The sequence below is a fragment of the Streptomyces rubradiris genome (assembly GCF_016860525.1).
GTDB lineage: Bacteria > Actinomycetota > Actinomycetes > Streptomycetales > Streptomycetaceae > Streptomyces > Streptomyces rubradiris.
This window is the reverse complement of the sequence record NZ_BNEA01000015.1, coordinates 4,938,245-4,961,892: the sequence shown is the minus strand read 5'-3', so window position 1 is coordinate 4,961,892 and position 23,648 is coordinate 4,938,245. Positions and strand designations below refer to the sequence as shown.

General features: G+C 71.8%; 16 protein-coding genes. 8 read left to right on the top strand and 8 right to left on the bottom strand.

What is annotated here, in order from left to right; translation table 11 throughout:
* Nucleotides 1-3: 3 nt before the first annotated feature.
* The gene (locus Srubr_RS35280; RefSeq protein ID WP_189995978.1) at nucleotides 4-639 is read right to left on the bottom strand and encodes a TetR/AcrR family transcriptional regulator; all 636 of its coding nucleotides are present in this window, start codon (nucleotides 637-639) and stop codon (nucleotides 4-6) included.
* A gap of 199 nt (nucleotides 640-838) precedes the next feature.
* Between Srubr_RS35280 and Srubr_RS35275 the strand changes: the two genes are divergently transcribed.
* From Srubr_RS35275 to Srubr_RS35260, 4 genes are all read left to right on the top strand, one after another.
* Complete coding sequence (locus Srubr_RS35275) at nucleotides 839-1,753, top strand: ABC transporter permease (protein ID WP_189995979.1); 915 nt, start codon at nucleotides 839-841, stop codon at nucleotides 1,751-1,753.
* Complete coding sequence (locus Srubr_RS35270; protein ID WP_189995980.1) at nucleotides 1,746-2,552, top strand: ABC transporter ATP-binding protein; 807 nt, start codon at nucleotides 1,746-1,748, stop codon at nucleotides 2,550-2,552. Before Srubr_RS35275 ends, Srubr_RS35270 begins: the two co-directional genes overlap by 8 nt.
* Before the next feature lie 107 nt (nucleotides 2,553-2,659).
* The gene (locus Srubr_RS35265) at nucleotides 2,660-4,867 is read left to right on the top strand and encodes a CDP-glycerol glycerophosphotransferase family protein (protein ID WP_189995981.1); all 2,208 of its coding nucleotides are present in this window, start codon (nucleotides 2,660-2,662) and stop codon (nucleotides 4,865-4,867) included.
* On the top strand, nucleotides 4,864-6,510 hold the full coding sequence (locus Srubr_RS35260; protein WP_189995982.1) for a glycosyltransferase family 2 protein: 1,647 nt from the start codon (nucleotides 4,864-4,866) through the stop codon (nucleotides 6,508-6,510). The genes Srubr_RS35265 and Srubr_RS35260 overlap by 4 nt, the downstream gene beginning before the upstream one ends.
* 143 nt (nucleotides 6,511-6,653) lie before the next feature.
* On the opposite strand, the gene Srubr_RS35255 is transcribed toward Srubr_RS35260, so the two are convergent.
* Together Srubr_RS35255 and Srubr_RS35250 are read right to left on the bottom strand one after the other, a co-directional pair.
* Nucleotides 6,654-8,165: a hypothetical protein gene (locus tag Srubr_RS35255; RefSeq protein ID WP_229926706.1), complete on the bottom strand. Its 1,512-nt coding sequence runs from the start codon at nucleotides 8,163-8,165 to the stop codon at nucleotides 6,654-6,656.
* A 132-nt stretch (nucleotides 8,166-8,297) separates the two neighbouring features.
* Nucleotides 8,298-13,244, bottom strand: a complete 4,947-nt coding sequence (locus Srubr_RS35250) for an NAD-glutamate dehydrogenase (protein WP_189995983.1) — start codon at nucleotides 13,242-13,244, stop codon at nucleotides 8,298-8,300.
* Between the two features lie 653 nt (nucleotides 13,245-13,897).
* On the opposite strand from Srubr_RS35250, the gene Srubr_RS35245 reads away from it, so the two are divergent.
* Nucleotides 13,898-14,464 (top strand): DJ-1/PfpI family protein, encoded by a 567-nt coding sequence (locus tag Srubr_RS35245; protein ID WP_189995984.1) that lies wholly within the window; start codon nucleotides 13,898-13,900, stop codon nucleotides 14,462-14,464.
* A gap of 164 nt (nucleotides 14,465-14,628) precedes the next feature.
* Here the strand turns inward: Srubr_RS35245 and Srubr_RS35240 are convergent, their stop codons facing one another.
* Complete coding sequence (locus Srubr_RS35240; RefSeq protein ID WP_189995985.1) at nucleotides 14,629-15,297, bottom strand: HAD family hydrolase; 669 nt, start codon at nucleotides 15,295-15,297, stop codon at nucleotides 14,629-14,631.
* 48 nt (nucleotides 15,298-15,345) lie between these two features.
* A complete protein-coding gene (locus Srubr_RS35235) occupies nucleotides 15,346-15,858 on the bottom strand; it encodes a DUF6912 family protein (RefSeq protein ID WP_189995986.1) in 513 nt (170 codons plus the stop codon).
* Between the two features lie 329 nt (nucleotides 15,859-16,187).
* On the opposite strand from Srubr_RS35235, the gene Srubr_RS35230 reads away from it, so the two are divergent.
* Nucleotides 16,188-16,667, top strand: coding sequence for an Rv3235 family protein (locus Srubr_RS35230; protein ID WP_189995987.1), 480 nt, complete (start codon nucleotides 16,188-16,190; stop codon nucleotides 16,665-16,667).
* A 150-nt stretch (nucleotides 16,668-16,817) separates the two neighbouring features.
* On the opposite strand, the gene secA is transcribed toward Srubr_RS35230, so the two are convergent.
* Nucleotides 16,818-19,631 carry a preprotein translocase subunit SecA gene (gene secA, locus Srubr_RS35225; protein WP_189995988.1) on the bottom strand — a complete coding sequence of 938 codons (2,814 nt, stop codon included), beginning with the start codon at nucleotides 19,629-19,631 and terminating at the stop codon, nucleotides 16,818-16,820.
* Nucleotides 19,632-19,885: 254 nt separating this feature from the next.
* Here secA and Srubr_RS35220 point away from each other — a divergent pair, with 254 nt between their 5' ends.
* Together Srubr_RS35220 and Srubr_RS35215 are read left to right on the top strand one after the other, a co-directional pair.
* Nucleotides 19,886-20,455 (top strand): GNAT family N-acetyltransferase, encoded by a 570-nt coding sequence (locus tag Srubr_RS35220; protein WP_189995989.1) that lies wholly within the window; start codon nucleotides 19,886-19,888, stop codon nucleotides 20,453-20,455.
* Nucleotides 20,456-20,532: 77 nt separating this feature from the next.
* Entirely contained in the window at nucleotides 20,533-21,708 is a 1,176-nt protein-coding gene (locus Srubr_RS35215) for a winged helix-turn-helix domain-containing protein (RefSeq protein ID WP_189995990.1), read from the top strand.
* Nucleotides 21,709-21,711: 3 nt separating this feature from the next.
* On the opposite strand, the gene Srubr_RS35210 is transcribed toward Srubr_RS35215, so the two are convergent.
* Both Srubr_RS35210 and hpf read right to left on the bottom strand, forming a co-directional pair.
* On the bottom strand, nucleotides 21,712-22,458 hold the full coding sequence (locus Srubr_RS35210; protein ID WP_030782947.1) for a response regulator: 747 nt from the start codon (nucleotides 22,456-22,458) through the stop codon (nucleotides 21,712-21,714).
* A gap of 203 nt (nucleotides 22,459-22,661) precedes the next feature.
* Nucleotides 22,662-23,354: a ribosome hibernation-promoting factor, HPF/YfiA family gene (gene hpf, locus Srubr_RS35205; protein WP_373313526.1), complete on the bottom strand. Its 693-nt coding sequence runs from the start codon at nucleotides 23,352-23,354 to the stop codon at nucleotides 22,662-22,664.
* Nucleotides 23,355-23,648: the final 294 nt, after the last annotated feature.

Genomic DNA, 23,648 nt, shown 5'->3' with positions numbered 1-23,648 from the left:
CCGTCACAGCGCCCTGAGGGCCGCCGCCGTGGTCCGGGCCAGCTTCTCCAGGTAGCCCTTCGGCGGTTTCGGGCCCCGGATCACCACCGAGCGCCAGTACAGCGGGCCGGAGATCAGGTCGAGGGCCAGCTCCGGGTCGGCCCCGGCGCGCAGTTCGCCCCGCTGTTCGGCCGCCGCCACGATCCGGCTGGCCACGCCCTCCTGGCCGTCCCGCAGGGCCTTCCGGAAGGCCTCGGCGAGATCGGGGTTGCGGGCCGCCTCGGCCTGGAGGTCGGGGATGACCTGGGAGGCGACCGGGTGGCGCAGGGCGCGGGAGGTGACCTCGTACAGCAGGCGGAGGTCCCCCTCCAGGGAGCCGGTGTCGGGCACCGGGAAGCCGGTCACCGCCATCGCGGAGACCACGTCCAGGACCAGGTGGAGCTTGGAACGCCAGCGCCGGTACACCGCCGTCTTGCCGACGCCGGCCCGCCGGGCGATGCCCTCGATGGACATGCGGGCGTAGCCGACGGCGGCCAGCTCCTCGAAGACCGCCGTCCGGATGGCCTCGGTCACGTCCTCCCGGAGCACGGCGGCCCCGGCGGGCGCGCGGCGGCGCGGACGCGCCGGCGGCTCGTCGGCGGAGGCGGCGTTCGTCGTCATACCGCACAGCATAGGCCGTGACGACGAAACGGTTGCGTTCCGACGTACCCTGCCCTACGCTCACGTAGCGACGATACGGTCCCGTCCCGACGTAAGAGCACGTGAAGAGAAACGTAAGGAAACGCCGGCCGACGGGCACCGCGGCGCTCCCGGCGCGAGCCGGGCGCGGCATCCCCTCCCCCGAGCGAAAGCAGCGGATGTGAGCCAGGTCCTCCACACACCGCCCCCCACCCGGGCCCCGGCCGACGACGATCTCGCGGCGCTCGCGGCCCGGCACGGCCTGTCGGTCAGCGGCGCCCGCCCCTCCCTGCCGCAGTACGTCCGCCAGCTGTGGGCCCGCCGCCACTTCATCAGTGCCTTCGCCACCGCCAAGCTCACCGCGCAGTACAGCCAGGCGAAGCTCGGCCAGGTCTGGCAGGTCATGACCCCGCTGCTGAACGCGGCGGTCTACTACTTCATCTTCGGCGTGCTGCTCGGCACCAAGCAGAACGTGCCGGACTACGTGCCGTTCCTGGTCACCGGCATCTTCGTGTGGACGTTCACGCAGAGCTCGATCATGGCGGGCACCCGGGCGATCTCCGGCAACCTCGGCCTGGTCCGGGCGCTGCACTTCCCGCGCGCCGCCCTGCCGATCTCCTTCGCCCTCCAGCAGCTCCAGCAGCTGCTGTTCTCGATGTGCGCGCTGGCCGTCATCCTGCTCTGCTTCGGCGTGCCGGTCGCCGCCTCCTGGCTGCTGGCCGTCCCCGCGCTCGTCCTGCAGTTCACCTTCAACGCGGGTGTCTCCATGATCATGGCGCGGCTGGGCGCCAAGACCCCGGACATCGCCCAGCTGATGCCCTTCGTGCTGCGCACCTGGATGTACGTGTCCGGCGTGATGTGGAGCATCGACAAGATCGCCGAGCACGACGTCCTGCCGCATCTCGTCACGGTTCTGCTACAGATCAACCCGGCCGCCGTCTACATCGACCTGATGCGGTTCGCTCTGATCGACAGCTTCCAGGCCGACCAACTGCCCCCGCACGTCTGGGCGGCGGCGGTCGGCTGGGCCCTGCTCGCCGGCGTCGGCGGCTTCATCTACTTCTGGAAGGCTGAGGAGACGTACGGCCGTGGCTGAGCACACCACCGAGAAGGTCCCCACCGTCGTCGCCGACCGCGTCGACATCGTCTACCGGGTCAACGGCACCGGCGCCGGCCGCGGTTCGGCCACCGCCGCCCTGAACCGCATCCTGCGCCGGGGCCAGGCCGAGAAGGCGGCCGGCGTGCGCCGGGTGCACGCGGTGAAGAAGGTGTCGTTCGTCGCCTACAAGGGCGAGGCGATCGGGCTCATCGGCACCAACGGCTCGGGGAAATCGACCCTGTTGAAGGCGGTCGCGGGCCTGCTCCCGGTGGAGAGCGGGCACATCTACACCGACGGCCAGCCGTCCCTGCTCGGCGTGAACGCGGCCCTGATGAACGACCTCACCGGCGAGCGCAACGTCCACCTCGGCGGCCTGGCCATGGGCATGTCCCGGGAGCAGATCAAGGAGCGCTACCAGGACATCGTCGACTTCTCCGGCATCAACGAGAAGGGCGACTTCATCACGCTGCCCATGCGCACGTACTCTTCCGGCATGGCCGCGCGGCTGCGCTTCTCCATCGCCGCCGCCAAGGACCACGACGTCCTGCTCATCGACGAGGCGCTGGCCACCGGTGACCGCTCCTTCCAGCGGCGTTCGGAGGAGCGGATCCGCGAACTGCGCAAGCGCGCCGGGACGGTGTTCCTGGTCAGCCACAACAACAAGTCGATCCGCGACACCTGCGAGCGGGTCCTCTGGCTGGAGCGCGGCGAACTGCGCATGGACGGGCCGACGGAGGAGGTCATGAAGGAGTACGAAGCCTTCACCGGCGAGAAGAAGCCGGCGGCGAAGGCGTAGGCCGCGGCCTCCCGGCACAGACGTCACGACAATATCCGTTTTATATGACCCTTACATGATGTTGTGGAAGATGTGCCGGTCATACCCAGCCTAAGGAGTCCACAGCCATGCCTCAGTTGAGCGTGATCGTCTACGGGTCCACCGCCCAGGGGCATCTGGCCGAACTGCTCGACTCCCTGACACCCCATCCGCCGCCCGACACCGAGGTGGTCGTCGCCGCCGTCGGCGCCTGGGCGCGGGAGACGGCCGAGGCTCACGCGCCCGGAACGATCGTCGTACCGCTGCCGGACGGCACGGGTGACGCGGAGGCCCGCACGGCCGGTGCCGCCCGGGCCTCCGGCCGCTGGCTGCACTTCGTGCACGCCAAGGACGGCCTCCCGGCCGGCGGGCCCCGGCTGATCGCCGAGCGCACCGCCGAACTGGACGCCCCGGACGGCACGGACCCCGTCGACGTGCTCCTGTTCGACCACGTCGGCACGGACTGGCAGGGCGTCAGCAGACCCTCCCCCGACGGCCGCCGGCTGGCCGCCGCCGGCCGGGCCCCCCAGCCCCTGGACGAGGCCGCCGACCTGCTGCGGCTCGCCCCGCTGCTCGGCAACCGCGCCCTGCGCGCCGCCTTCTGGCAGGCCCATAAGGAACTGCACACCCTCGCCGACGAGCCGCGTGCCGCCCACGCCGCCCTGCTGGCCGCCGGCCGGGTCGCCTGCCTGACCCAGGCCGCGTACGAACACCGCGTGCCGCGCCCGCAGAGCCTGCCGCCCCGCACCCCCGAGGACCGGTTCGCGCTCATAGACCGCTACGAGTCCCTGCTCCCGCTCACCGAGGACCGCCGCGCCCCGCACGCGGTGCTGTACGACCTGATGGTGCGTGACCTGGTCTCCACCTTCGCCCGCGAGGACCTGCCCGATCGGGTGGCCCGCGAGTTCTTCCGCCGCGCCTCGCAGGCCGCGGTCCGCTGGCGCCCCGGCGACCACCAGCGCCCGGCCGGCCTGGACGGCATACGGCACGCGCTGCTGGAAGAGGGCGCCTACACCCGCTACCGCGCGCTCCAGGCCGCCAACCGCACCCGCCGCGCCGCCCGCGCGACCCTGCGCACCCGCAAGCGGCAGCTCGGCACCAAGGTCCGCGACCAGCAGTACCGGCGCGCGCTGAGCCGCCCGGTCGACCCCGACCTCGCCGTGTTCGCGGCCTACTGGAACCGCGGGGTGGCCTGCAACCCGGCCGCGATCGCCGCCAAGCTCGGCGAACTCGCCCCGCACATACGCCCCGTGTGGACGGTGAGCAAGAAGAACGCGGCCCTGCTGCCGCCCGGCACCGACCACGTGATCCCCGGCTCCCGCCGCTACTGGGAGACCATGGCCACCGCCAAGTACCTGACGAACAACGTCAACTTCCCCAACGCGGTGGTCAAACGCCCCGACGCGATCCACCTCCAGACCCACCACGGCACCCCGCTCAAGCGGATGGGCATGGACCAGCGGGACCACCCGGCCGCCGCCCAGGGCCTGGACTTCGCCGCGCTGATGGCCCGCGTCGACAGATGGGACTACAGCCTCAGCGCCAACAGCCACAGCACCCGCATGTGGGAGCGCGCCTACCCGTCCCGCTACACCTCGCTGGACTACGGCTATCCGCGCAACGACGTCTACTACACGGCCACCGCCGCCGACGTCCGCGCCGCCCGCGAGCGCCTCGGCATCGCCCCCGGGCAGAGGGCCGTGCTGTACGCGCCCACCCACCGCGACTACGAGGCCGGCTTCACCCCCCGCCTCGACCTGGCCGCCCTCGCCGACAGCCTCGGCGAGAACACGGTCCTGCTCGTCCGCGCCCACTACTTCTACGGCGCCGCCGCCCAGCTCACCGGGCTGCGCCGCTCCGGCCGGATCATCGACGTCTCCGTCTACGACCCCGTGGAGGAGCTGTGCCTGGCCGCCGACGCCCTGGTCACCGACTACTCGTCGATCATGTTCGACTACGCCAACCTGGACCGGCCGATCGTGATCTACGCCGACGACTGGGAGACCTACCGCACCACCCGCGGGGTCTACTTCGACCTGATGGCCGACCACCCCGGCCAGGTCGCGCGCACCCAGGAGGAACTGGCGGAGATCTTCCGCTCCGGCGCCTGGCGCGACGAGCGCGCGGCCAAGGCACGGGCCGCGTTCCGGCACCGGTTCTGCGAGTACGACGACGGACGCGCCGCCGAACGGGTCGTACGGCGGGTGTTCCTCGGCGAGCCGGCGGAGGCGCTGCCCCCGGTCCTGCCCGTCGAGCGGCGCACCCCTGCCCCGACGCCCGAGGAGGCCACCGCATGACCAGCCCCGATGTCACGGTCACGATCATCGTCCACAACGACGCCGCCCGGCTGCCCCGCGCGGTCGCCTCCGTGCGCGCGCAGACCCACGCCGGCATCGAGATCGTCATCAGCGACGACCACTCCACCGACGACACCCCCGAGGTGGCCCGGCGGCTCGCGGCCGAGGACGACCGCATCCGCGTCATCCGGCTGCCGGAGAACAGCGGCGGGTGCAGCGCACCGCGCAACCGGGCCATCGAGACGTCCCGGGCGCCGTACCTGATGTTCCTGGACAGCGACGACGAACTCCCACCGCGCGCCGTGGAGGTGCTGCTCGCCGCGCACCGGGAGCACGAGGTCGACTTCGCCATGGGCGCGGTGCGCCGGGTCCGGGTCGACAACGGGCGCCGCTCCACCTGGATGCCCCACCTGGTCGCCGAGCGCCGCACCCTGCAGGGCATCGAGGAGGACCCCCGCCTGCTCTTCGAGCACCTGGCGACGAGCAAGATGTACCGGCGCGATTTCCTGGACCGCCACCGGCTCCGCTTCCCCGAGGGCATCCACTACGAGGACCAGCTCTTCTCGGCGCAGGCGTACTGCCTGGCGAAGGCGTTCACGATCGTCCCGGACCCGGTGTACACCTGGTACATCGAGCCGTTCGCCGCCGCGGCCTCCGCCTCCATATCCAACCAGCGGGACCGGATCTCCAACGTCCGCGACCGGGTGGGCGTCCAGCGGCTGATCGACGACTTCCTGCGAGACAGCGGGCACGAGGGGCTGCGGGCGGACAAGGACTTCAAGTTCCTCAAGCACGACTTCCGCATGTACGCCGGCGACCTGCCCTACCGGGACGACGCGTGGCTGGCCTCCTTCGCGGAGATCATGAACCCGTACCTGGACACGCTGTCCCCCGAGGCGTACGACAGGCTGCCGCGGGCCGAGCGGGTGGTGCTGGAGCTGCTGCGGCAGGGGCGCACGGCCGAGGTACGGCCGGCGGCGCGCGGACTGGGGCACGCGGTCGCGCCGCGTGCGGTGACGACCGACGACGCGGGTGTCCCGTACTGGGGTGAGACACCGCCGGCGACGGAGCGGGCCCGCCGCGAACTGGACCTGTCCGAACTGGAGCTGGACACCCGCCCGTTCCCGACAGCGCTGTTCCGCCACGAGATCACGGACCTGACGTACGACGCCGGCGCGGCCCTCACCCTGACGGTCCGCACCTACGATCCCGGCCTGCGCCTGCCCGTCGGCCCCCAGCGGGCGTCGCTGCTGCTCACCCCCGGCAAGCGCCGGATGACGGTCCCGTTCCGCCTGGACCCGGTGCGCCCGGGCGTCTTCACCGGCACGGTCCGCCTCGACCTCGCCTCGGCGTCCCTCCCGGTCCAGGGCTTCGACGGCTTGCGCCACCCCCAGATCCGGCTGGAGCAGCAGGGCCTGGCCAACTCGTCCGTGCTGCTCGCCCCGCTGGACTTCCCCGCGCGCACGGCCCGCGTCCCGCACCACACCGTCACCGTCGAACCGGAACCCCGCAACCCCGGCCGGCTGCAGATCCGCTGGCGGCCGGTGGGGGCGACGGCCCGGGTCCTGCGCCCGATGGCCCGCCGGGTCACCAACCCCCGCCTGCGCAGCGCCGCGCGACTGGCGGCGAGCGTACTGAAGTAGGGGGCACGTGCGAGCGCCATCGTGACGCGTCTCCCGCCCTAGCTGCGGGCAGTCGTGCCGCTAGGGCGGCACGGGTGGGCGCAGCGGCACCCGGCCGGCGCCGGTAAGCGCCCCCGGCCCCCGGCCCCCGGCCCCCGGCCAGCTCAGGGCACCACGCGGTACAGCACCTGTCCCCGGGGCCCCACGGCCGTCTTGTGGAGCCACGGGGCCGGGGCGCCCCCGACCACCCAGCGCACCCCGTACTCCCGCAGGATCTCCCGCCGCTCCTCCGGCCCGGCCGCGGCCGAGAAGTACCGTTTCACCGCCGCCTCCCGCCGCGCCGCGTCCGGCAGGAACACGTCCGGATAGCCGGGCGCCACGGTGTACGGCCCGTACGCGGGGATCTGCCGGGCCGGGAAGCGGCGGGCCATCACCACGTCGCCGTACCGCACCCCGGCCCGTACGGTCCACTGGTACCCGGCCCACGGCTGCCGGTACTTCGCCGCGACCGCCCCGGGCAGCGCGTCCTCGCGCACCACGTACCCGAGCGTCCCGGCCTGCGTCCACGCGCCCGCCGCCAGCGCGACGAGCAGCACGCACGCCCACCCCCGGCGCACCGCCCACCGCCCCGCCGACACCGCCTGGAGCGCGGCGGCGAGCTGGGCCGGGATCAGCGCGGCGGGCAGCGCGCGGCCCCAGGAGTAGTGGCCGGTCAGCCCGCCCGCCGCCACCATCAGGACGCCGAGGAGGAAGAACAGGGCGAGCGGGTCCCGGCGGTCCCGGCGCAGCCGGAACCCCAGCGCCACCACCCCGAGCAGCACATACCCGAACCGCCCGGCCAGGTCCCGGTACAGCGACCGGTGGACCGCCTCCAGGTCCCCGCCGGCGAAGAACAGCGCGAAGAAGTCGTAGTACGGCCACAGCCACAGCACCAGCAGCCCGGCGAGCAGTCCGGTGCCGAGGCGGAGCAGCGTCGCGCGCGCCGGGCGGGCCCCGGCCACCATGGCCAGTGCGCCCAGCGTCGCCACCACCCCGGTGAACTGGTGGCACAGCAGGATCACCGCCCACAGCGCCCCCAGCGCGGCCCCCGCGCCCCACCCGGCCGGTCCGCGCGCCGCCCGGGTCAGCCACGCCCAGAAGTGGAAGGTGAGCCCGAGCGCCAGCACGCTGGGGTACGACACCGTCAGGGCCAGGGAGTTCAGGCCGAGGAAGCCGCTCCAGGCGAACAGCGCCGGGCCCCACAGGAACAGCAGGCTCAGCAGGGCCAGGGCGGGTGCGGCGCGGTGCGCGGTGAGGGTGCGGACGTAGCGGTGGACGCCCGTCACCAGCAGCGCCAGTCCGGCGAGCGCGGCCAGCCGCAGGACCACGAAGACGGACAGGCCGGTCAGCTTGGCGACGATGCCGAGCAGCAGCGTCCACGGCGAGTAGTACGGGCTCGGCGTGTCGGCGTCGACCAGCGGGTTGCCGGGATGCAGGAGGCCGTGCCGCAGCCGCTCGACCGTGGCCGCGTGCATGCCCAGGTCGCCCGCCCACGGCAGCCGGACGACGACCAGGAGCAGCAGCACCAGGACCAGTGCGGCGGCGCCCTGCACCGCCGCCCGGCCGGCGCGGGCCACCGGATGGCGCGGCACCGCCGTGCGCTGCTCCGGTTCGATGTCGGATGTCGTGGTCTGCATGATCCACCGACCCTACCTCCGTCCGTGTCTCCCGCTCCGGACGGAGGATGCCCGGATGGACGACACGCCCCCGGAGAGACGGAAGGCGCCCGGGGCCACCGCGGGCCCCGGGCGCCTGTCCCTCCGCGCGGACTACGAGTGCGTGCGCAGCAGCGTCCGCATCGTGCGCATCGCCACCGACAGGTTGGCGAGGTCGAACGAGTCCGAGCCGCGGATCTCGTCCAGGGTGGTGCGGGCCCGGCTCAGCAGCGCCGCGTTCTTCTGCTCCCACGCCTCGAACCGCTGCTCCGGCGTCGAGGTGCCGTTGCCCACCGCGAGGATGTCCGCGGTGAGGGCCGCGTGCGCCGCGTACAGGTCCTCGCGGATGGAGGCACGGGCCATCGACTGCCAGCGGTCGGTGCGGGGCAGCTCGATGATGCGGTCCATGAGCCGGGTGATGTCCAGGCGGTCGGCGAGGTCGTAGTACACCTCGGCGACGTCCAGCGGCTCCTTGCCCATGCGGTCGGCCACCGACACGATGTCGAGCGCCGGGAAGGCGGAGGAGAAGCCGGCCACGCGGGTCGCCAGCTCGTCCGGGACACCGGCCGCGGACAGCTCGTCGTACACGTGCTGGTACCACTCCAGGTCCGCGCCGCGCAGCAGCTTCGGCAGCTCCTGCCAGACCCGCTCCACCCGCTCGGCGAAGAACTCCACCGTCTCGGCGAGCTGGACCGGCTGCTGCCGGTTGTTCAGCAGCCAGCGCGTGCCGCGCTCGACCAGACGGCGCGAGTGCAGCCGGATGCGGGTCTGCACGGCCGCGTCGACCTTGTTGTCCAGCGCCTCGACGGCGTCCCACACCGGTGCCGCGCAGAAGATCACGCGGGCCGCGGTCTGGGCCCGGACGATCTCCTCCAGGGAGGCGCCGGTCTCCTCGCGCAGCCGGTGCAGATACGTCGTACCGCCCGTGTTGACCGTGTCGTTGACCAGCACGGTGGTGGTGATCTCGCGGCGCAGCGGGTGGTTGTCGATGGCGTCGGCGAACCGCTCGCGCAGGGCCGTCGGGAAGTAGGCGTGCAGCAGACCGCGCAGGTACGGGTCGTCCGGCAGCGAGGTGTGCAGCAGCTCCTCGGCCACCGTGATCTTCGTGTACGCCAGGACGACGGCCGTCTCCGGGCCGGTCAGGCCCTGGCTCTGGGCGAGGCGCTCGCGGATCTGCCGGTCGGTCGGCAGGAACTCCAGCGCCCGGTCCAGGTGGCCCTCGCGCACCAGGTGGCGGATGAACCGCTGCTGGGCGTGGAGCATGTCCTTGGCCTGGAACAGGGCGTTGGCCAGGGCGGTGTTCTGCGCGTAGTTGTTGCGCAGGACCAGCGCGCCGACCTCGTCGGTCATCTCGGCGAGCAGCTTGTTGCGCTGCTTGACGGTCATGTCGCCGTCCGCGACCAGGCCGTTCAGCAGGATCTTGATGTTCACCTCGTGGTCGGAGGTGTCCACACCGGCGCTGTTGTCGATCGCGTCGGTGTTGATCTTGCCGCCGTGCCGGGCGAACTCGATCCGGCCGAGCTGGGTCAGGCCCAGGTTGCCGCCCTCGCCGACGACCTTGGCCCGCAGGTCCTGGCCGTCCACGCGGATGGCGTCGTTGGCCTTGTCGCCGACGTCGGCGTGGGACTCCGTCGACGCCTTGACGTACGTGCCGATGCCGCCGTTCCACAGCAGGTCCACCGGCGCCTTGAGGATGGTCCGCATCAGGTCGGCCGGGGTCATCTTGGTGACCTTGCCCTCGATGCCGAGGGCCTCGCGGATGTGGCTGTTGAGCGGGATCGACTTGGCGCTGCGGGGGAAGATCCCGCCGCCCGCCGACAGCAGGCTCGTGTCGTAGTCGGCCCAGCTGGAGCGGGGCAGCTCGAACAGGCGGCGGCGCTCGGCGTAGGAGGTGGCCGCGTCCGGGTCCGGGTCGATGAAGATGTGCCGGTGGTCGAAGGCGGCGACCAGGCGGATGTGCTCCGACAGCAGCATGCCGTTGCCGAACACGTCACCGGACATGTCGCCGATGCCGACGACCGTGAAGTCCTCGGTCTGCGTGTCCACGCCCAGCTCGCGGAAGTGCCGCTTGACGGACTCCCAGGCGCCGCGCGCGGTGATGCCCATGCCCTTGTGGTCGTAGCCGGCCGAGCCGCCGGAGGCGAAGGCGTCGCCGAGCCAGAAGTCGTAGCTGTTCGCGACGTCGTTGGCGATGTCGGAGAAGGTCGCGGTGCCCTTGTCGGCGGCGACCACCAGGTAGGTGTCGTCGCCGTCGTGCCGGACCACGTCCCGCGGCGGCACGACCTCGCCGGCCACCATGTTGTCGGTGATGTCGAGCAGCGCCGAGATGAACGTCTTGTAGCTGGCGATGCCCTCGGCCAGCCAGGCGTCGCGGTCCACGCCCGGGTCGGGCAGCTGCTTGGCGACGAAGCCGCCCTTGGCGCCCACCGGCACGATCACGGTGTTCTTCACCATCTGCGCCTTGACCAGGCCGAGGATCTCCGTACGGAAGTCCTCCCGCCGGTCCGACCAGCGCAGACCGCCGCGCGCGACCTTGCCGAAGCGCAGGTGCACGCCCTCCACCCGCGGCGAGTACACCCAGATCTCGAACGCCGGGCGCGGCGCGGGCAGGTCCGGGATGGCCTGCGGGTCGAACTTCATGGAGACGTAGTCGTGCGGCTCGCCGCCCGGCCCCTCCTGGAAGAAGTTCGTGCGCAGGGTCGCCTTGATGACGGTCAGGAACGACCGCAGGATGCGGTCCTCGTCCAGGCTGGCCACCTGCTCCAGGGCCGCGTCCAGCTCCTCCAGCAGGGCGTCGGTGATCTCCACGCCGGCCTGCTGCCGCTCCGGGGACATCCGGGCCTCGAACAGGGAGACCAGGAGCCGGGTGGTGTGGACGTTGTTGCGGAGGGTGTCCTCCATGTAGTCCTGCGAGAAGGTCGAGCCGGCCTGCCGCAGGTACTTGGCGTAGGCGCGCAGCACCATCGCCTGCCGCCAGGTCAGCCCGGCGCTGAGCACGAGGGCGTTGAAGCCGTCGTTCTCGGCCTTGCCGGTCCAGGTCGCGGCGAACGCGTCCTGGAACCGCTCCCGGCCGTCGTCACCCAGGTAGTCGCCGTTGCCGCCGCCGGGCGACTTCGGCATGCGCAGGCCGAAGTCGTAGATCCAGGCGGTGGTGCGGTCGGCGCAGCGCATCTCGTACGGCCGCTCGTCGGTGACCTCGACGCCGAGCCGGCTGAGCACCGGCAGCACCTTGGACAGCGAGACCGTGCCGCCCTTCTGGTAGATCTTGAACCGGCGCTCGTCGGGTGCGGCGCCCACCGGCTCGTACAGGCTCAGCGAGAAGGCCTTGTCCTCGCTCAGCTGCTCCAGGTGGGCCAGGTCGGCGACGGCCGCGCGCGGGCTGTGGTCGGCCTTGTAGCCCTCCGGGAAGGCGTGGTTGTAGCGGCGCAGCACCTCGGCCGCGCGCTCCTCGCCGCACTCGGCGGTCAGCGCCTCGGCGAACGCGTCGGCCCAGGAGCGGGCCGCCTCCACCAGGCGGGCCTCGATGCGCTCCTTGTCGGCGTCCGACAGCTCGGGCAGCTCGGTGCCCTGCGGGACGCGGACCACGAAGTGCAGCCGGGAGAGGATCGACTCGGTGTTCCAGGCGGTGAAGTCGACGCTGGTGCCGCCCAGCTCCTCCTTGAGGATGTCGATGATCCGCAGGCGCACGCCGGTGGTGTAGCGGTCGCGCGGGAGGTAGACGAGGGCCGAGTAGTAGCGGCCGTACTCGTCCTGGCGCAGGTACAGCCGCAGCCGGCGGCGCTCCTGGAGGTAGAGCACGCTGGTGACGATGGCCTGGAGCTCGGCGACCGGCGTCTGGAACAGCTCGTCGCGCGGGTAGGTCTCCATGATCTGGAGCAGGTCGCGGCCGTCGTGGCTGTGCGGCGAGAAGCCGGCCCGGTCCAGCACCTCGTCCACCTTGCGGCGGATCACCGGCACCCGGCGCACGGACTCGGTGTAGGCGGCGGAGGAGAACAGGCCGAGGAAGCGGCGCTCGCCGACGACGTTGCCGTCCGCGTCGAACTTCTTGACGCCGATGTAGTCCAGGTACGACGGCCGGTGCACGGTGGCCCGGCTGTTGGCCTTGGTCAGCACCAGCAGCTTGTGCTCGCGGGCCTTGGCGCGGGCGTCGGCCGGGAGGCGCTCGAAGGAGGGGCTGACCGGGTGCTGGTCCTCCTTGGCGTGGTGCGGGTCCGAGCGCAGTATGCCGAGACCGGTGCCGGGCACGGCGGCGAGCGTGTCGTCGTCGCGCAGCTGGTACTCGCGGTAGCCGAGGAAGGTGAAGTGGTCCGCGGCCAGCCAGTGCAGCAGCTCGCGGGCCTCCGCGACCTCGGGGCGGGGCAGGTCGGCGGGGGCGGGCTCGCCCTCCAGGCCGTCGGCGATGCGGATCGCCGCGTCCCGCATCTTCTCCCAGTCCTCGACGGCCTCGCGCACGTCGGACAGCACGCGCAGCAGGTCGGCGGAGATCTGCTTCAGGTCGGCGCGGTCGGTCTCCCGGTCGATCTCGACGTGGATCCAGGACTCGACATGCGCGTCGTGCGGGAGGGCGTCGCCGACGGGCGGGGTCGGCAGCACCTCGAGCAGCTTGCCGGTCAGGTCCCGGCGGACCACGAACTGCGGGTGGATGACGACGTGGATGCCACGCCCCTGCCGCGTCAGCTCGTTGGTGACCGAGTCCACGAGGAAGGGCATGTCGTCGGTGACGACCTCCACGACGGTGTGGCTGCACGTCCACCCGTTCTCTTCCACGGTCGGGGTGTGCACCCGCACGTTGGCGGTGCCCTGCGGGCGGTGCTCGGCGAGCCGGTAGTGCGAGACCGCGGCGCCGAAGACGTCGACCGGGTCGCGGTCGGCGAAATCCTCGGGGGCGGTGTGCAGGTAGTAGCGCTGGAGGAACGCGAGCACGGATTCGCTGTCCGGGGTGCCGGGGGTGCCCTCGCTCGTCGTCCCGGTCGGTAGGTGCCCCCCGACCGGGCTGTTCTCAGCTACCCGGGCGGCCCTTTCGAGCAGCTCGGCCTTGGCTTCGTCCAGCTTGGTCTGCATTGTCCTCTGGCTCCTGTCGCGCGCCGTTGCGTGACGTAGAAGGAAGTTCTGTCTCTTCCCTTGCGACACAACGCCACGTCCCGGGGTGTCCGGTCACTGTCGACGGTATGCCGCGAGGCGAGATGAGCGGGGAGATTTCGGCCAATTTGATGACGCCGGCCGAGTGTGACGCTGCTCTCGGCACCGTCGTGTCCCGGACCGTTTCCGGCGCCGCGGGGGCGTCCGCGCCCCCGTCCCGCCCGCGAGGACCAGCGACTGCCGCCCGGTCACGGAGACGAGCCGTGCAACCCGGGCGCAGGGCGGGAACAGGATCGTTCCCGCGGGATATCGCGCTGATCACGCCACAAGGCTATCGCTCTTGCCCCGGGGCGCGTCATGAGCCGCTTGTGTACAAAACCGAGGGGTGAAGTTTGACATTCTGCACAGCGGTGGGGGCGTGGCGGGTGGCGTATCCGGCCACCGGCGCGCGCCGCCCGCCGCCGGGCCATCCGGTCGCGCCCCCGCGTGCGCCGCCGCACTCTGAAAACCACCGGGTCCCCTTGGCAAGCGCGCCCGGCGCGGGGCACGGTGCCTCAAGCCCGCCGCGGGTCCCAGCGTCCCACCGCGGAGCCCCGAGTCCCACCCCCACGCACGAAACCCCGCGAGGAGCCGACATGCCCACGAAGATCCTCATCGTCACCGGTGACGCCGCGGAGTCCCTGGAGGTGTTCTACCCCTACCAGCGGCTGCGCGAGGAAGGCTACGAGGTCCACATCGCGGCCCCCTCCCGCAAGACGCTCCGCTTCGTCGTCCACGACTTCGAACCCGGCTACGACACGTACACCGAGAAGCCCGGCTACACCTGGCCCGCCGACCTGGCGTTCGCCGAGGTCGACCCCGGTGAGTACGCGGCCCTGGTGATCCCCGGCGGCCGGGCGCCCGAGTACCTGCGCAACGACGCCGAGCTGCGCAAGATCCTCAAGGCGTTCTTCGACGCGGACAAGCCCGTGGCCCAGATCTGCCACGGTCCGCTGCTCACCGCCGCGGTCGACTCCCTGCGGGGCCGCCGGGTGACGGCCTACCCGGCCCTGGAACCGGACATGCAGGCGGCCGGCGCGGACTTCCAGGACACCGAGGCGGTGGTCGACGGCACCCTGGTCTCCTCCCGCGCCTGGCCGGACCACCCGGCGTGGATGCGGGAGTTCCTGAAGGTGCTGCGGGCGTCCGCGCCGGCGAGCTGAGCCCGCGTACCTGATCCCGCCGCGGGGTCCGGGCGGCGGGCACGTCGTGGCCGCGCGCGCCGTTCCCCCGCCCCCCCTGCGCGCCGTTCCCCACGCCCCCCTGCGGGGCCCGCCTCGCCGCCCCGGGTTACGCCGCTGACCTCCGCACCGTCCTCCGCACCTCGTCACGCCGCTGTTCTCCGCGCCTCCGCGACCGCCTCGGCCAGGGAATCCACCACCGGCACCCCGGCCCCCTCCAGACTCGCCCGGCTGTGCGACCCCCCGCTGTACAGCACGGCCCGGGCCCCCACGTGCCGTGCCGCGACCGCGTCGTCCGCCGCGTCCCCGATCACCACGGTCCGCTCCGGCTCGGCCACCCCCGCCAGCGCCCGCAGGTGCCGCACCATGTGCTCGGCCTTGCTGCCGCCGGACGGGCCGGTGCGCCCGTCGATCCGTACGAAGTGCGGCTCGATGCCGAAGCCCCGCACCACCGGCACCAGTTCCTCGTGCCCGTACATGCTCAGCAGCGACTGGCTGTGTCCGTCCGACCGCCACCCGGCGAGCAGTTCCTCGGCCCCCTCGGTCAGCCCGCACCGCACCCGGTGCTCGGTGTAGTGCCGGTGGAAGGCCCCGTCCATCAGCTCCCACTCGGCGTCGCTCGGCAGCCGGCCGAGCAGCCGCTCGTAGAACTTGGGCACCGGTACGCAGTACAGCGAGCGGTACTGCTCCAGTGTGATCGGCGCGAGTCCCAGTTCGGCGAAGGCGGCGTTCGTCGCCCCGATGACCGCGTCATTGTCGTGGAAGAGCGTCCCGTTCCAGTCCCAGACGATGTGCGCGCGCTTGTGCGTCCCCATGCCCGAGACCGTACCCGCCGCCACTGACAATCACGGCGCCGGTCCAGGTCAGCCCTGTGCGACGAGGTTGGGGATCTCCTGCGTGGCGTACCACAGCAGTTCGTGGTCGTCCGCCCCGTCCACCACGAACCGGGCGTCGTCGTCCCCGCCGTCCGCGGCCGGGAGCGCCCGCGCCGCCGCGGCCACGTCCGGTTCCGCGTCCTCGGCGTCGACGTGCACGGCGGCCGCCTTCGCCAGCGGCACCGACACCGCGACGGTCACCTGGCCGAGGGCGGAGGGTTCGAGCCCGCGGTCCGGGTCGACGCTCGCCGCGCCGTCGGGCACGTCCACCGCGACCACCACCCGGCGCCGTACCGCGTCCGGGTCCGCCGCCAGCAGCCGCAGCGAGGCCAGCGCGGCCCGGCCGAGCGCCGCGTACTCCAGCTCCTCGATGTCCTCGGAGAGGTACCACTCGCGCAGGGCGGGCGTGACGGCGTACGCGACGAAGGGGCCGCTCCCCAGCTCGCCCGTCCTGTGCGCCTCGGCGAGAGCGGGGAGGGTCAGGGGGACGTAGACGCGCATACTGGCCGCTCTTTCCTGGTCAAAGGCTCCGCTGGGGCCCCGGGGAGGGCGGCTGGCGCGTCTCCCGGTGGGCCTTCAGGATACGTGCGCCGGTCCCCTTTCGAGCCCCTGCCCGCTCCCGTCGAGAAGTCCACTCCAGGCCGCCGGTTCACCCTCTCCGGCCGCTTCCTCGCGGGGTCCGGGACCCTCACCCCACCCTGATGGGTGAACTTCTCCGGCTCCCGCCCACCGGTCGCCCCTCGCTTGTCCGCGCCTTTCCCGCCCCGTACAAGGTCCCCACCACTTGTTACCGCCCGGTACCCCTCCCGGGCCGGCCGAACGGGATCCCCATGAACAAGGTCATGAGCCGAACCGTCCAGCCCCGCCCGCGGCACCGCCCGCCGACCCGCCGCGACACCCGCCGCCCCGGCGGAGCGCCACCCCGCGCGGCCACCCGCCCGGCGGCCGGCCGCGCCCAGAGCCCGCGCACGGCCCCCGGGACGGCCGCACGGCAGCCCCGGCCCACCGACCTCTTCGCGGACCGCCTGCTCGCCGTCCTGAGCGGCCAGCGGCCCGTCCACTGGATGCTCCGCCACACGGCCGGCCGCGCCTACGACGACCTCGCCCGCCTCGCCGAACGCGGCCCCCTGCGCTCCCGCGGCATCCGCCCGGTCGTCCAGGACATCGGCTACTACGTCGCCGGCGAGGGCGCGCTGGAGGTCTTCGCCCGGGTCGCCACCGGCGACCGCCTGCGTGCCATGGCCTTCCGCCTGGAACGCGGCGAAGACCTCCGCTGGCGCTGCACAGCGGTGGAAACGGGGCCCGTGTGACCCCCTTCCCCGGCTCCCACCTGACCGCCTCCCGGGCCCGTCGCGGCCCGGAGCGACGCCCGAGGGCCGGGTCCCTCTCGGAGACCCGGCCCTCGGACACCGCCGGCCGCTCGGGCGCGGCGTCGCTTCCCGCGTTACTTCGTCACTCCGTCACTTCTTACGGCGCCGGCCGCCCTTGGCCTGCCGCCGCCGCTCCGCCCGGGTCAGCCCGTCCGACTCGGAGCGCACCGGCTCCTCGTCCTCCAGGTCCCGCTCCACGATGCCGCCCTCGCCGTCCACCGTCGGCGCGGAGAAGTGCAGCTCCCGGCGCTGCGGAACGTCCAGTCCCTTCGCGCGGATCTCGGGGCGGGCGGTCGCCTGCGCCGGCACCGTGTCCTGCGCGCCCTCGCCGGCCGGCTGGGCCTGCGCCTCGACCGGGACCTCCTCGACCTGCTGCTCGACCTGGACCTCCAGGTTGAACAGGTAGCCGACGGACTCCTCCTTGATGCCGTCCATCATCGCGGTGAACATGTCGAAGCCCTCGCGCTGGTACTCGACCAGCGGGTCCTTCTGCGCCATCGCGCGCAGGCCGATGCCCTCCTGGAGGTAGTCCATCTCGTAGAGGTGCTCGCGCCACTTGCGGTCCAGGACCGACAGCACGACCCGGCGCTCCAGCTCACGCATGATCTCGGAGCCGAGCTGCGCCTCGCGGGCCTCGTACTGCTCGTGGATGTCCTCCTTGATGGACTCGATGATGAACTCGGCGGTCAGACCGGCCCGGTCGCCGGCCGCCTCCTCCAGTTCCTCGATGGTGACCTTCACCGGGTACAGCTGCCGGAAGGCGCCCCACAGCCGGTCCAGGTCCCAGTCCTCGGGGAAGCCCTCGGAGGTCTCCGCGGTGACGTACGCCTCGATCGTGTCGTCCATGAAGTGCCGGATCTGCTCGTGCAGGTCCTCGCCCTCCAGGACGCGGCGGCGCTCGCCGTAGATGACCTCACGCTGCCGGTTGAGCACCTCGTCGTACTTCAGGACGTTCTTACGGGTCTCGAAGTTCTGCGTCTCGACCTGTGCCTGCGCGGACGCGATGGCGCGGGTGACCATCTTGTTCTCGATCGGCACGTCGTCCGGCACGTTGGCCATGGACATCACGCGCTCGACCATCTGGGCCTTGAACAGGCGCATCAGGTCGTCGCCCAGCGAGAGGTAGAAGCGGGACTCGCCCGGGTCGCCCTGACGGCCGGAACGGCCGCGCAGCTGGTTGTCGATGCGCCGCGACTCGTGCCGCTCGGTACCGAGGACGTAGAGGCCGCCGAGCGACTCCACCTCCTCCTTCTCCGCCTTGACGGCCTGCTCGGCCTTCTCCAGGGCGGCGGGCAGGGCCGCGGCCCACTCCTCGATGTGCTCCTCGGGGTCGAGGCCGCGCTGGCGCAGCTCCGCCTCGGCGAGGTCCTCGGGGTTGCCGCCGAGCTTGATGTCCGTACCACGGCCGGCCATGTTGGTGGCCACCGTCACCGCGCCCTTGCGGCCCGCCTGGGCCACGATCTGCGCCTCGCGCTCGTGGTGCTTGGCGTTCAGCACCTCGTGCTGGATGCCGCGCTTGCTGAGCTGCTGCGAGAGGTACTCCGACTTCTCGACGGAGGTCGTGCCGACGAGGATCGGCTGGCCCTTCTCGTGCTTCTCGGCGATGTCGTCCACGACCGCCTCGAACTTGGCCACCTCGGTGCGGTAGATCAGGTCCGACTGGTCCTTGCGGATCATCGGCCGGTTGGTCGGGATCGGGACCACGCCGAGCTTGTAGATCTGGTGGAACTCGGCGGCCTCAGTCATCGCCGTACCGGTCATGCCGGAGAGCTTGTTGTAGAGGCGGAAGAAGTTCTGCAGGGTGATCGTGGCGAGCGTCTGGTTCTCGTCCTTGATCTCCACCCCTTCCTTCGCCTCGATCGCCTGGTGCATGCCCTCGTTGTAGCGGCGGCCGGCGAGGATGCGGCCGGTGTGCTCGTCGACGATCATGACCTCGCCGTCGATGACGACGTAGTCCTTGTCGCGCTTGAACAGTTCCTTGGCCTTGATGGCGTTGTTCAGATAACCCACGAGCGGGGTGTTCACCGACTCGTAGAGGTTGTCGATGCCCAGCCAGTCCTCGACCTTGCCGACACCGGACTCGTGGATGGCGACCGTGCGCTTCTTCTCGTCGACGTCGTAGTCGCCGGTCTCCTCGATGCCCTTGAGGGGGTTGCCGGCCTCGCCGCGCTTGAGGCGGGTGACCAGCTTGGCGAAGTCGCCGTACCACTTGGTGGCCTGGTCGGCCGGGCCGGAGATGATCAGCGGCGTACGGGCCTCGTCGATGAGGATGGAGTCGACCTCGTCCACGATGGCGAAGTTGTGGCCGCGCTGCACCAGCTCGTCCTTCGACCACGCCATGTTGTCGCGCAGGTAGTCGAAGCCGAACTCGTTGTTCGTGCCGTAGGTGATGTCGCACGCGTACTGCTCGCGGCGCTGGGCCGGGGTCATGCTGGCGAGGATGCAGCCGACGTCCAGGCCCAGGAACTTGTGGACGCGGCCCATCATCTCGGAGTCGCGCTCGGCCAGATAGTCGTTGACCGTGACGATGTGCACGCCGTCGCCGGACAGCGCGTTCAGATAGGCGGGCAGGGTGCCCACGAGGGTCTTGCCCTCACCGGTCTTCATCTCGGCCACATAGCCGAGGTGGAGCGCGGCGCCGCCCATCAGCTGCACGTCGTAGTGCCGCTGGCCGAGGACCCGCTTGGCGGCCTCGCGGACCGTGGCGAACGCCTCGGGGAGCAGGTCGTCGAGGCTCTCGCCGTCGGCGTACCGCTGCTTGTACTCATCGGTGAGGGCCCGCAGCTCGGCGTCGGAGAGGTCGACGAAGTCCTCTTCGATGGAGTTGACCTGGTCCGCGATGCGGTGCAGCTTGCGCAGGATCTTGCCTTCGCCTGCACGCATGATCTTCGAGAGGACGGACACGGGGGCTGGTCTCCTTGCCGGTCGGGCCTGGGACGGTCGGTGTTTCCTTCTGACTACTGAGCAACGGCCATCGTATGCGAGGACCCGGTCGCGCCGGGAGGCCCGGCGCCCCGGCGGCTTGCTTCATCCAGGACAACGGACGGGGTGTCCTGATGGTGCCGCTCGGGCGCGAGGAATTACGCGAATTGTGATCACGCGCTCACGCAACGGGGAAATCCGTGGCGCCGGCCCGGGGCGCCGCGCAGAATCGGGCGATGGAACACGTCACGCTCACCACGGACCGTCTCGTGCTGCGTCCGGTCGGCCCCGAGGACACCGCCGCGGTGTACGCCGCCGCGCAGGACCCCGGCATCCAGCGCTGGACGACGGTTCCCTCCCCTTACCTGCCCGAGCACGCGGCCGGCTTCACGGAGCGGACCGTCCCCGACGGCTGGGCGCAGGGGTCGATGTTCACCTTCGGCGTGTTCCTCACCAGCGGGGAGCTGGCCGGCATGCTCGGCCTGACGACGCGCTCGCCGGGCACGGCCGAGATCGGGTTCTGGGCGGCCAAGGAGCACCGCGGCCGGGGCTACGTCGTGGAGGCCACGCTCACCGCCTGCCGCTGGGCCTTCACCGAGGCCGGTGTGGACCGGGTCGAGTGGCGGGCCGAGGTCGGCAACCACGCCTCCCGCGCGGTGGCCGAACGCGCGGGCTTCACCGTCGAGGGCGTGCTGCGCTCCGCCGTCACCAACAAGGGGGTGCGCCGGGACTGCTGGGTCGGCTCGCTGCTCCCCTCGGACCTGGGTCTGCCGTCCACCGCCCCGTACCTGCCCGCGCGTCCCTGAGCCGCCTTGAGCCGCGGCCCCGGGCGAACGCGCTGGTCATCGCGGACTGTCGGTGCCACCCTCTATCGTCACGGGACATGACGACCCTTCCGCGTCCCACCACCTCGCTCACCGCGGACGACGCCCGCCGGATAGTCCTGCGGGCCCAGGGCCTGCTCGGCGCGCCCGACCGGCGCGCCGGGGTCCGCGGGGTGCTGCGCCACCTCGGCGCGGTCCAGCTCGACACCATCTCGGTCCTGGCCCGTTCCCACGAGCTCGTGCCGTACGCCCGGCTGGGCGCGGTCGGCCGGCGGACGGTGGAGGCCGCGTACTGGACGGACACCCACGCGTTCGAGTACTGGTCGCACGCGGCCTGCCTGCTGCCCATCGAGGAGTGGCCCCACTTCGCCTTCCGCCGCCGCGCCTTCCGCGACCGCCCGCACTGGCACCACGAACTCCCCGACGGCGTCTACGACCAGGTGATCAAGCAGCTGCGCACGGAGGGCCCGCTGACCGCCACGGAACTGGGCGGCGCGAAGAAGACGAACGACTGGTGGGACTGGTCGGGCACGAAGGTCGCCGTGGAGCGGGCGCTGATGTACGGCGAGGTGGTCTGCGTGGAACGGCGCGGCTGGAAGCGGGTGTACGACCTCGCCGAGCGCGCGGTCCCGGCCGCGCTGCTGCACGACGAGCTGGACGACGCCGAGTGCCTGCGGCGTCTGGTGCGGCTGGCGGGCGAGGCGCTCGGTGTGGGCACGCGCGCGGACATCGCCGACTACCACCGGCTCAGGGGCGAGCAGGTCGACGCGGTGATCGCGGACTCGGGTCTGGTGCCGGTGGAGGTGGAGGGCTGGTCCAAGCCGGCGTGGGCCGACCCGGCGGCCCTGGCGACACCGCCGCGCGGCCGGCACCGCACCACGCTGCTGTCCCCCTTCGACTCCCTGATCTGGGAGCGGGCGCGCACGGAGCGGATCTTCGGCTTCACCCACCGGCTGGAGGCGTACGTCCCCAAGCCCAAGCGGGTGCACGGGTACTTCGCGATGCCGGTGCTCGCCGGCGGCCGGCTGGTCGGGCGGGTGGACCCGGCGCGCCAGGGCCGCACGCTGGTGGCCAAGCAGGTCACCCTGGACGGCCCGAAGGCGGTCCCTGCGGTGGCCCGGGCCCTGGCCGAGGCCGCGTCCTGGGTGGACTGCACCGACGTCCGCGTCGAGCGCGCGGACCCGCCGGAGCTGCGCGAGCCCCTCACCAGGGAACTCGCGGCGCTCCTCGGCTAGGCCCTAGCGGATCTCCAGGATCTTCTCCCGCATCGCGTAGACCACGGCCTCCATCCTGGAGTGCAGCTGGAGCTTCTCCAGGATGTTGCGGACGTGGTTCTTCACGGTGTTCTCGGAGATGAACAACTCCTTGGCGATGTCCCGGTTGTTCATGCCCGTCGCGACGAGTTTGAGGACCTCCAGCTCCCGATCGGTGAGCCGGGGCGCGGGCACCAGCCGGCGCTCGTCGGTGCGCTGGATCATCGACTTGAACTCGGTGAGGAGTTTGGACGCCATCGACGGACTGATCTGCGACTGCCCGTCGGCCACCGCGCGAATGGCGGTGGCCACCTCGTCGGTCGAGATCTCCTTGAGGAGGTATCCGGTCGCACCCGCCTTGATCGCGTCGTAGAGGTCGGCCTCCTCGTCGCTGATCGTCAACATGATGATCTTCGCGCTGGGGGCCACCTCCTTGATGGAGGTGCAGGCCTCGATCCCGCCGCGCTTGGGCATACGGACGTCCATCAGGACGATGTCGGGCAGCAGGTCGGCGGCCTTGTCGACGGCCTCGGCGCCGTCGCCCGCCTCGCCGACGACCTGGATGTCCTCCTCGGCCGCGAGCACGATCTCCAGGCCGCGCCGGAAGAGGGCGTGGTCGTCCACGACCAGGACTCTGATCGGCTCCTTGCGCGGCGCGTCCGCGCCGGGGTCCCTGCCGATGACAGCGTCGTCGGCGTCCCCGTCCCGCATCGGTCCGAAGGTGTCCGCCATCGTTCCTCCCCCTGAAGGCTGTGGCCTGTGGTCCTGTGCCATCGCCAACCCAAGGCAACGGCCCACCGGTTGGGCCGGTGCGGCCATGATTTCATGCCCGGGCGACACCGAGGTGACGTGCGGGGCGCGAACTGGTCGCACGCCGGTGCCCCTGGGGGCGCACGCTCGCTCCAGGGGCACCGGCTCAGCCTCAGCCGGGTGGGTCAGCCGCCCAGCGTGCCCCCGGCCGTAGGGGTCTGCGCCTCGGCGACCATCGGGTCCGTGCTGAGATGGATCACGCCGTAGTCGTAGGCGTGCCGCCGGTAGACGACGCTCGGTTCCTTCGTCTCGGAGTCGACGAACAAGTAGAAGTCGTGGCCGACCAGCTCCATCTCGTAGAGGGCCTGGTCAAGCGTCATCGGTGCGGCGACGTGGGTCTTCTCGCGGACGACGAGGGGGCCTTCGCCCTTGACCTCGAGAGAGCCGATCTTCTTGGTCGGCACCCCGTCCGACTCCTCCTCCGAGGCGGCCAGGCCGTTGCCGTTCAGTGTCGCCGCGCCGGGTACGTGGTCGGGGACCTCGGCCGCCGAGATGCGGCGCGCGCCCCGGCGTGAGAACCGCTTGTCGTGCTGCTTGCGCAGCCGCGCGTCCAGCTTCTCCGCCGCCAGGTCGAGTGCGGCGTAGGGATCGCTGGCCGCCGCCTCCGCCCGGATCACCGGACCGCGGGAGCGGAGCGTGATCTCCACTCGGTCACAGCGGTCGGCCTGCCGGGGGTTGGGCTCCTTGGACACCTCGACGTCGAGGCTGATCACCTTGGCATCGAGCCTCTGGATCTTCTCCAGCTTCAGCTTCTCGGCCACGTGCTTGCGGAACCGCTCGGGCACCTCGGTCTTGCGGCCCTTGACGACGATGTCCACGCAGAACTCCGTTCCCGGATCGCTCCGCTCCATCGGCGGAGCGTCTCCCTTTCGCACCAGGTCCGGTGATCACCGGACCTCGGACTCGGTGACTTCCACCTCCTCCTCCCCCAAGGGCGAGATCTCCACCCCACCGGCGCGGGTGATTGCCGAAAACCGCGCACGGCATTCGGATATGCGAGGTGTGTGGCCTGGGCCTTTCCTCACAACCGAACATATCTCGCCCGGAGCGATGTCGTCACCCTCTCTGCTGCCGCACCTCCGTTCAGGCGAATTAAGCCTCTCACTACCTGC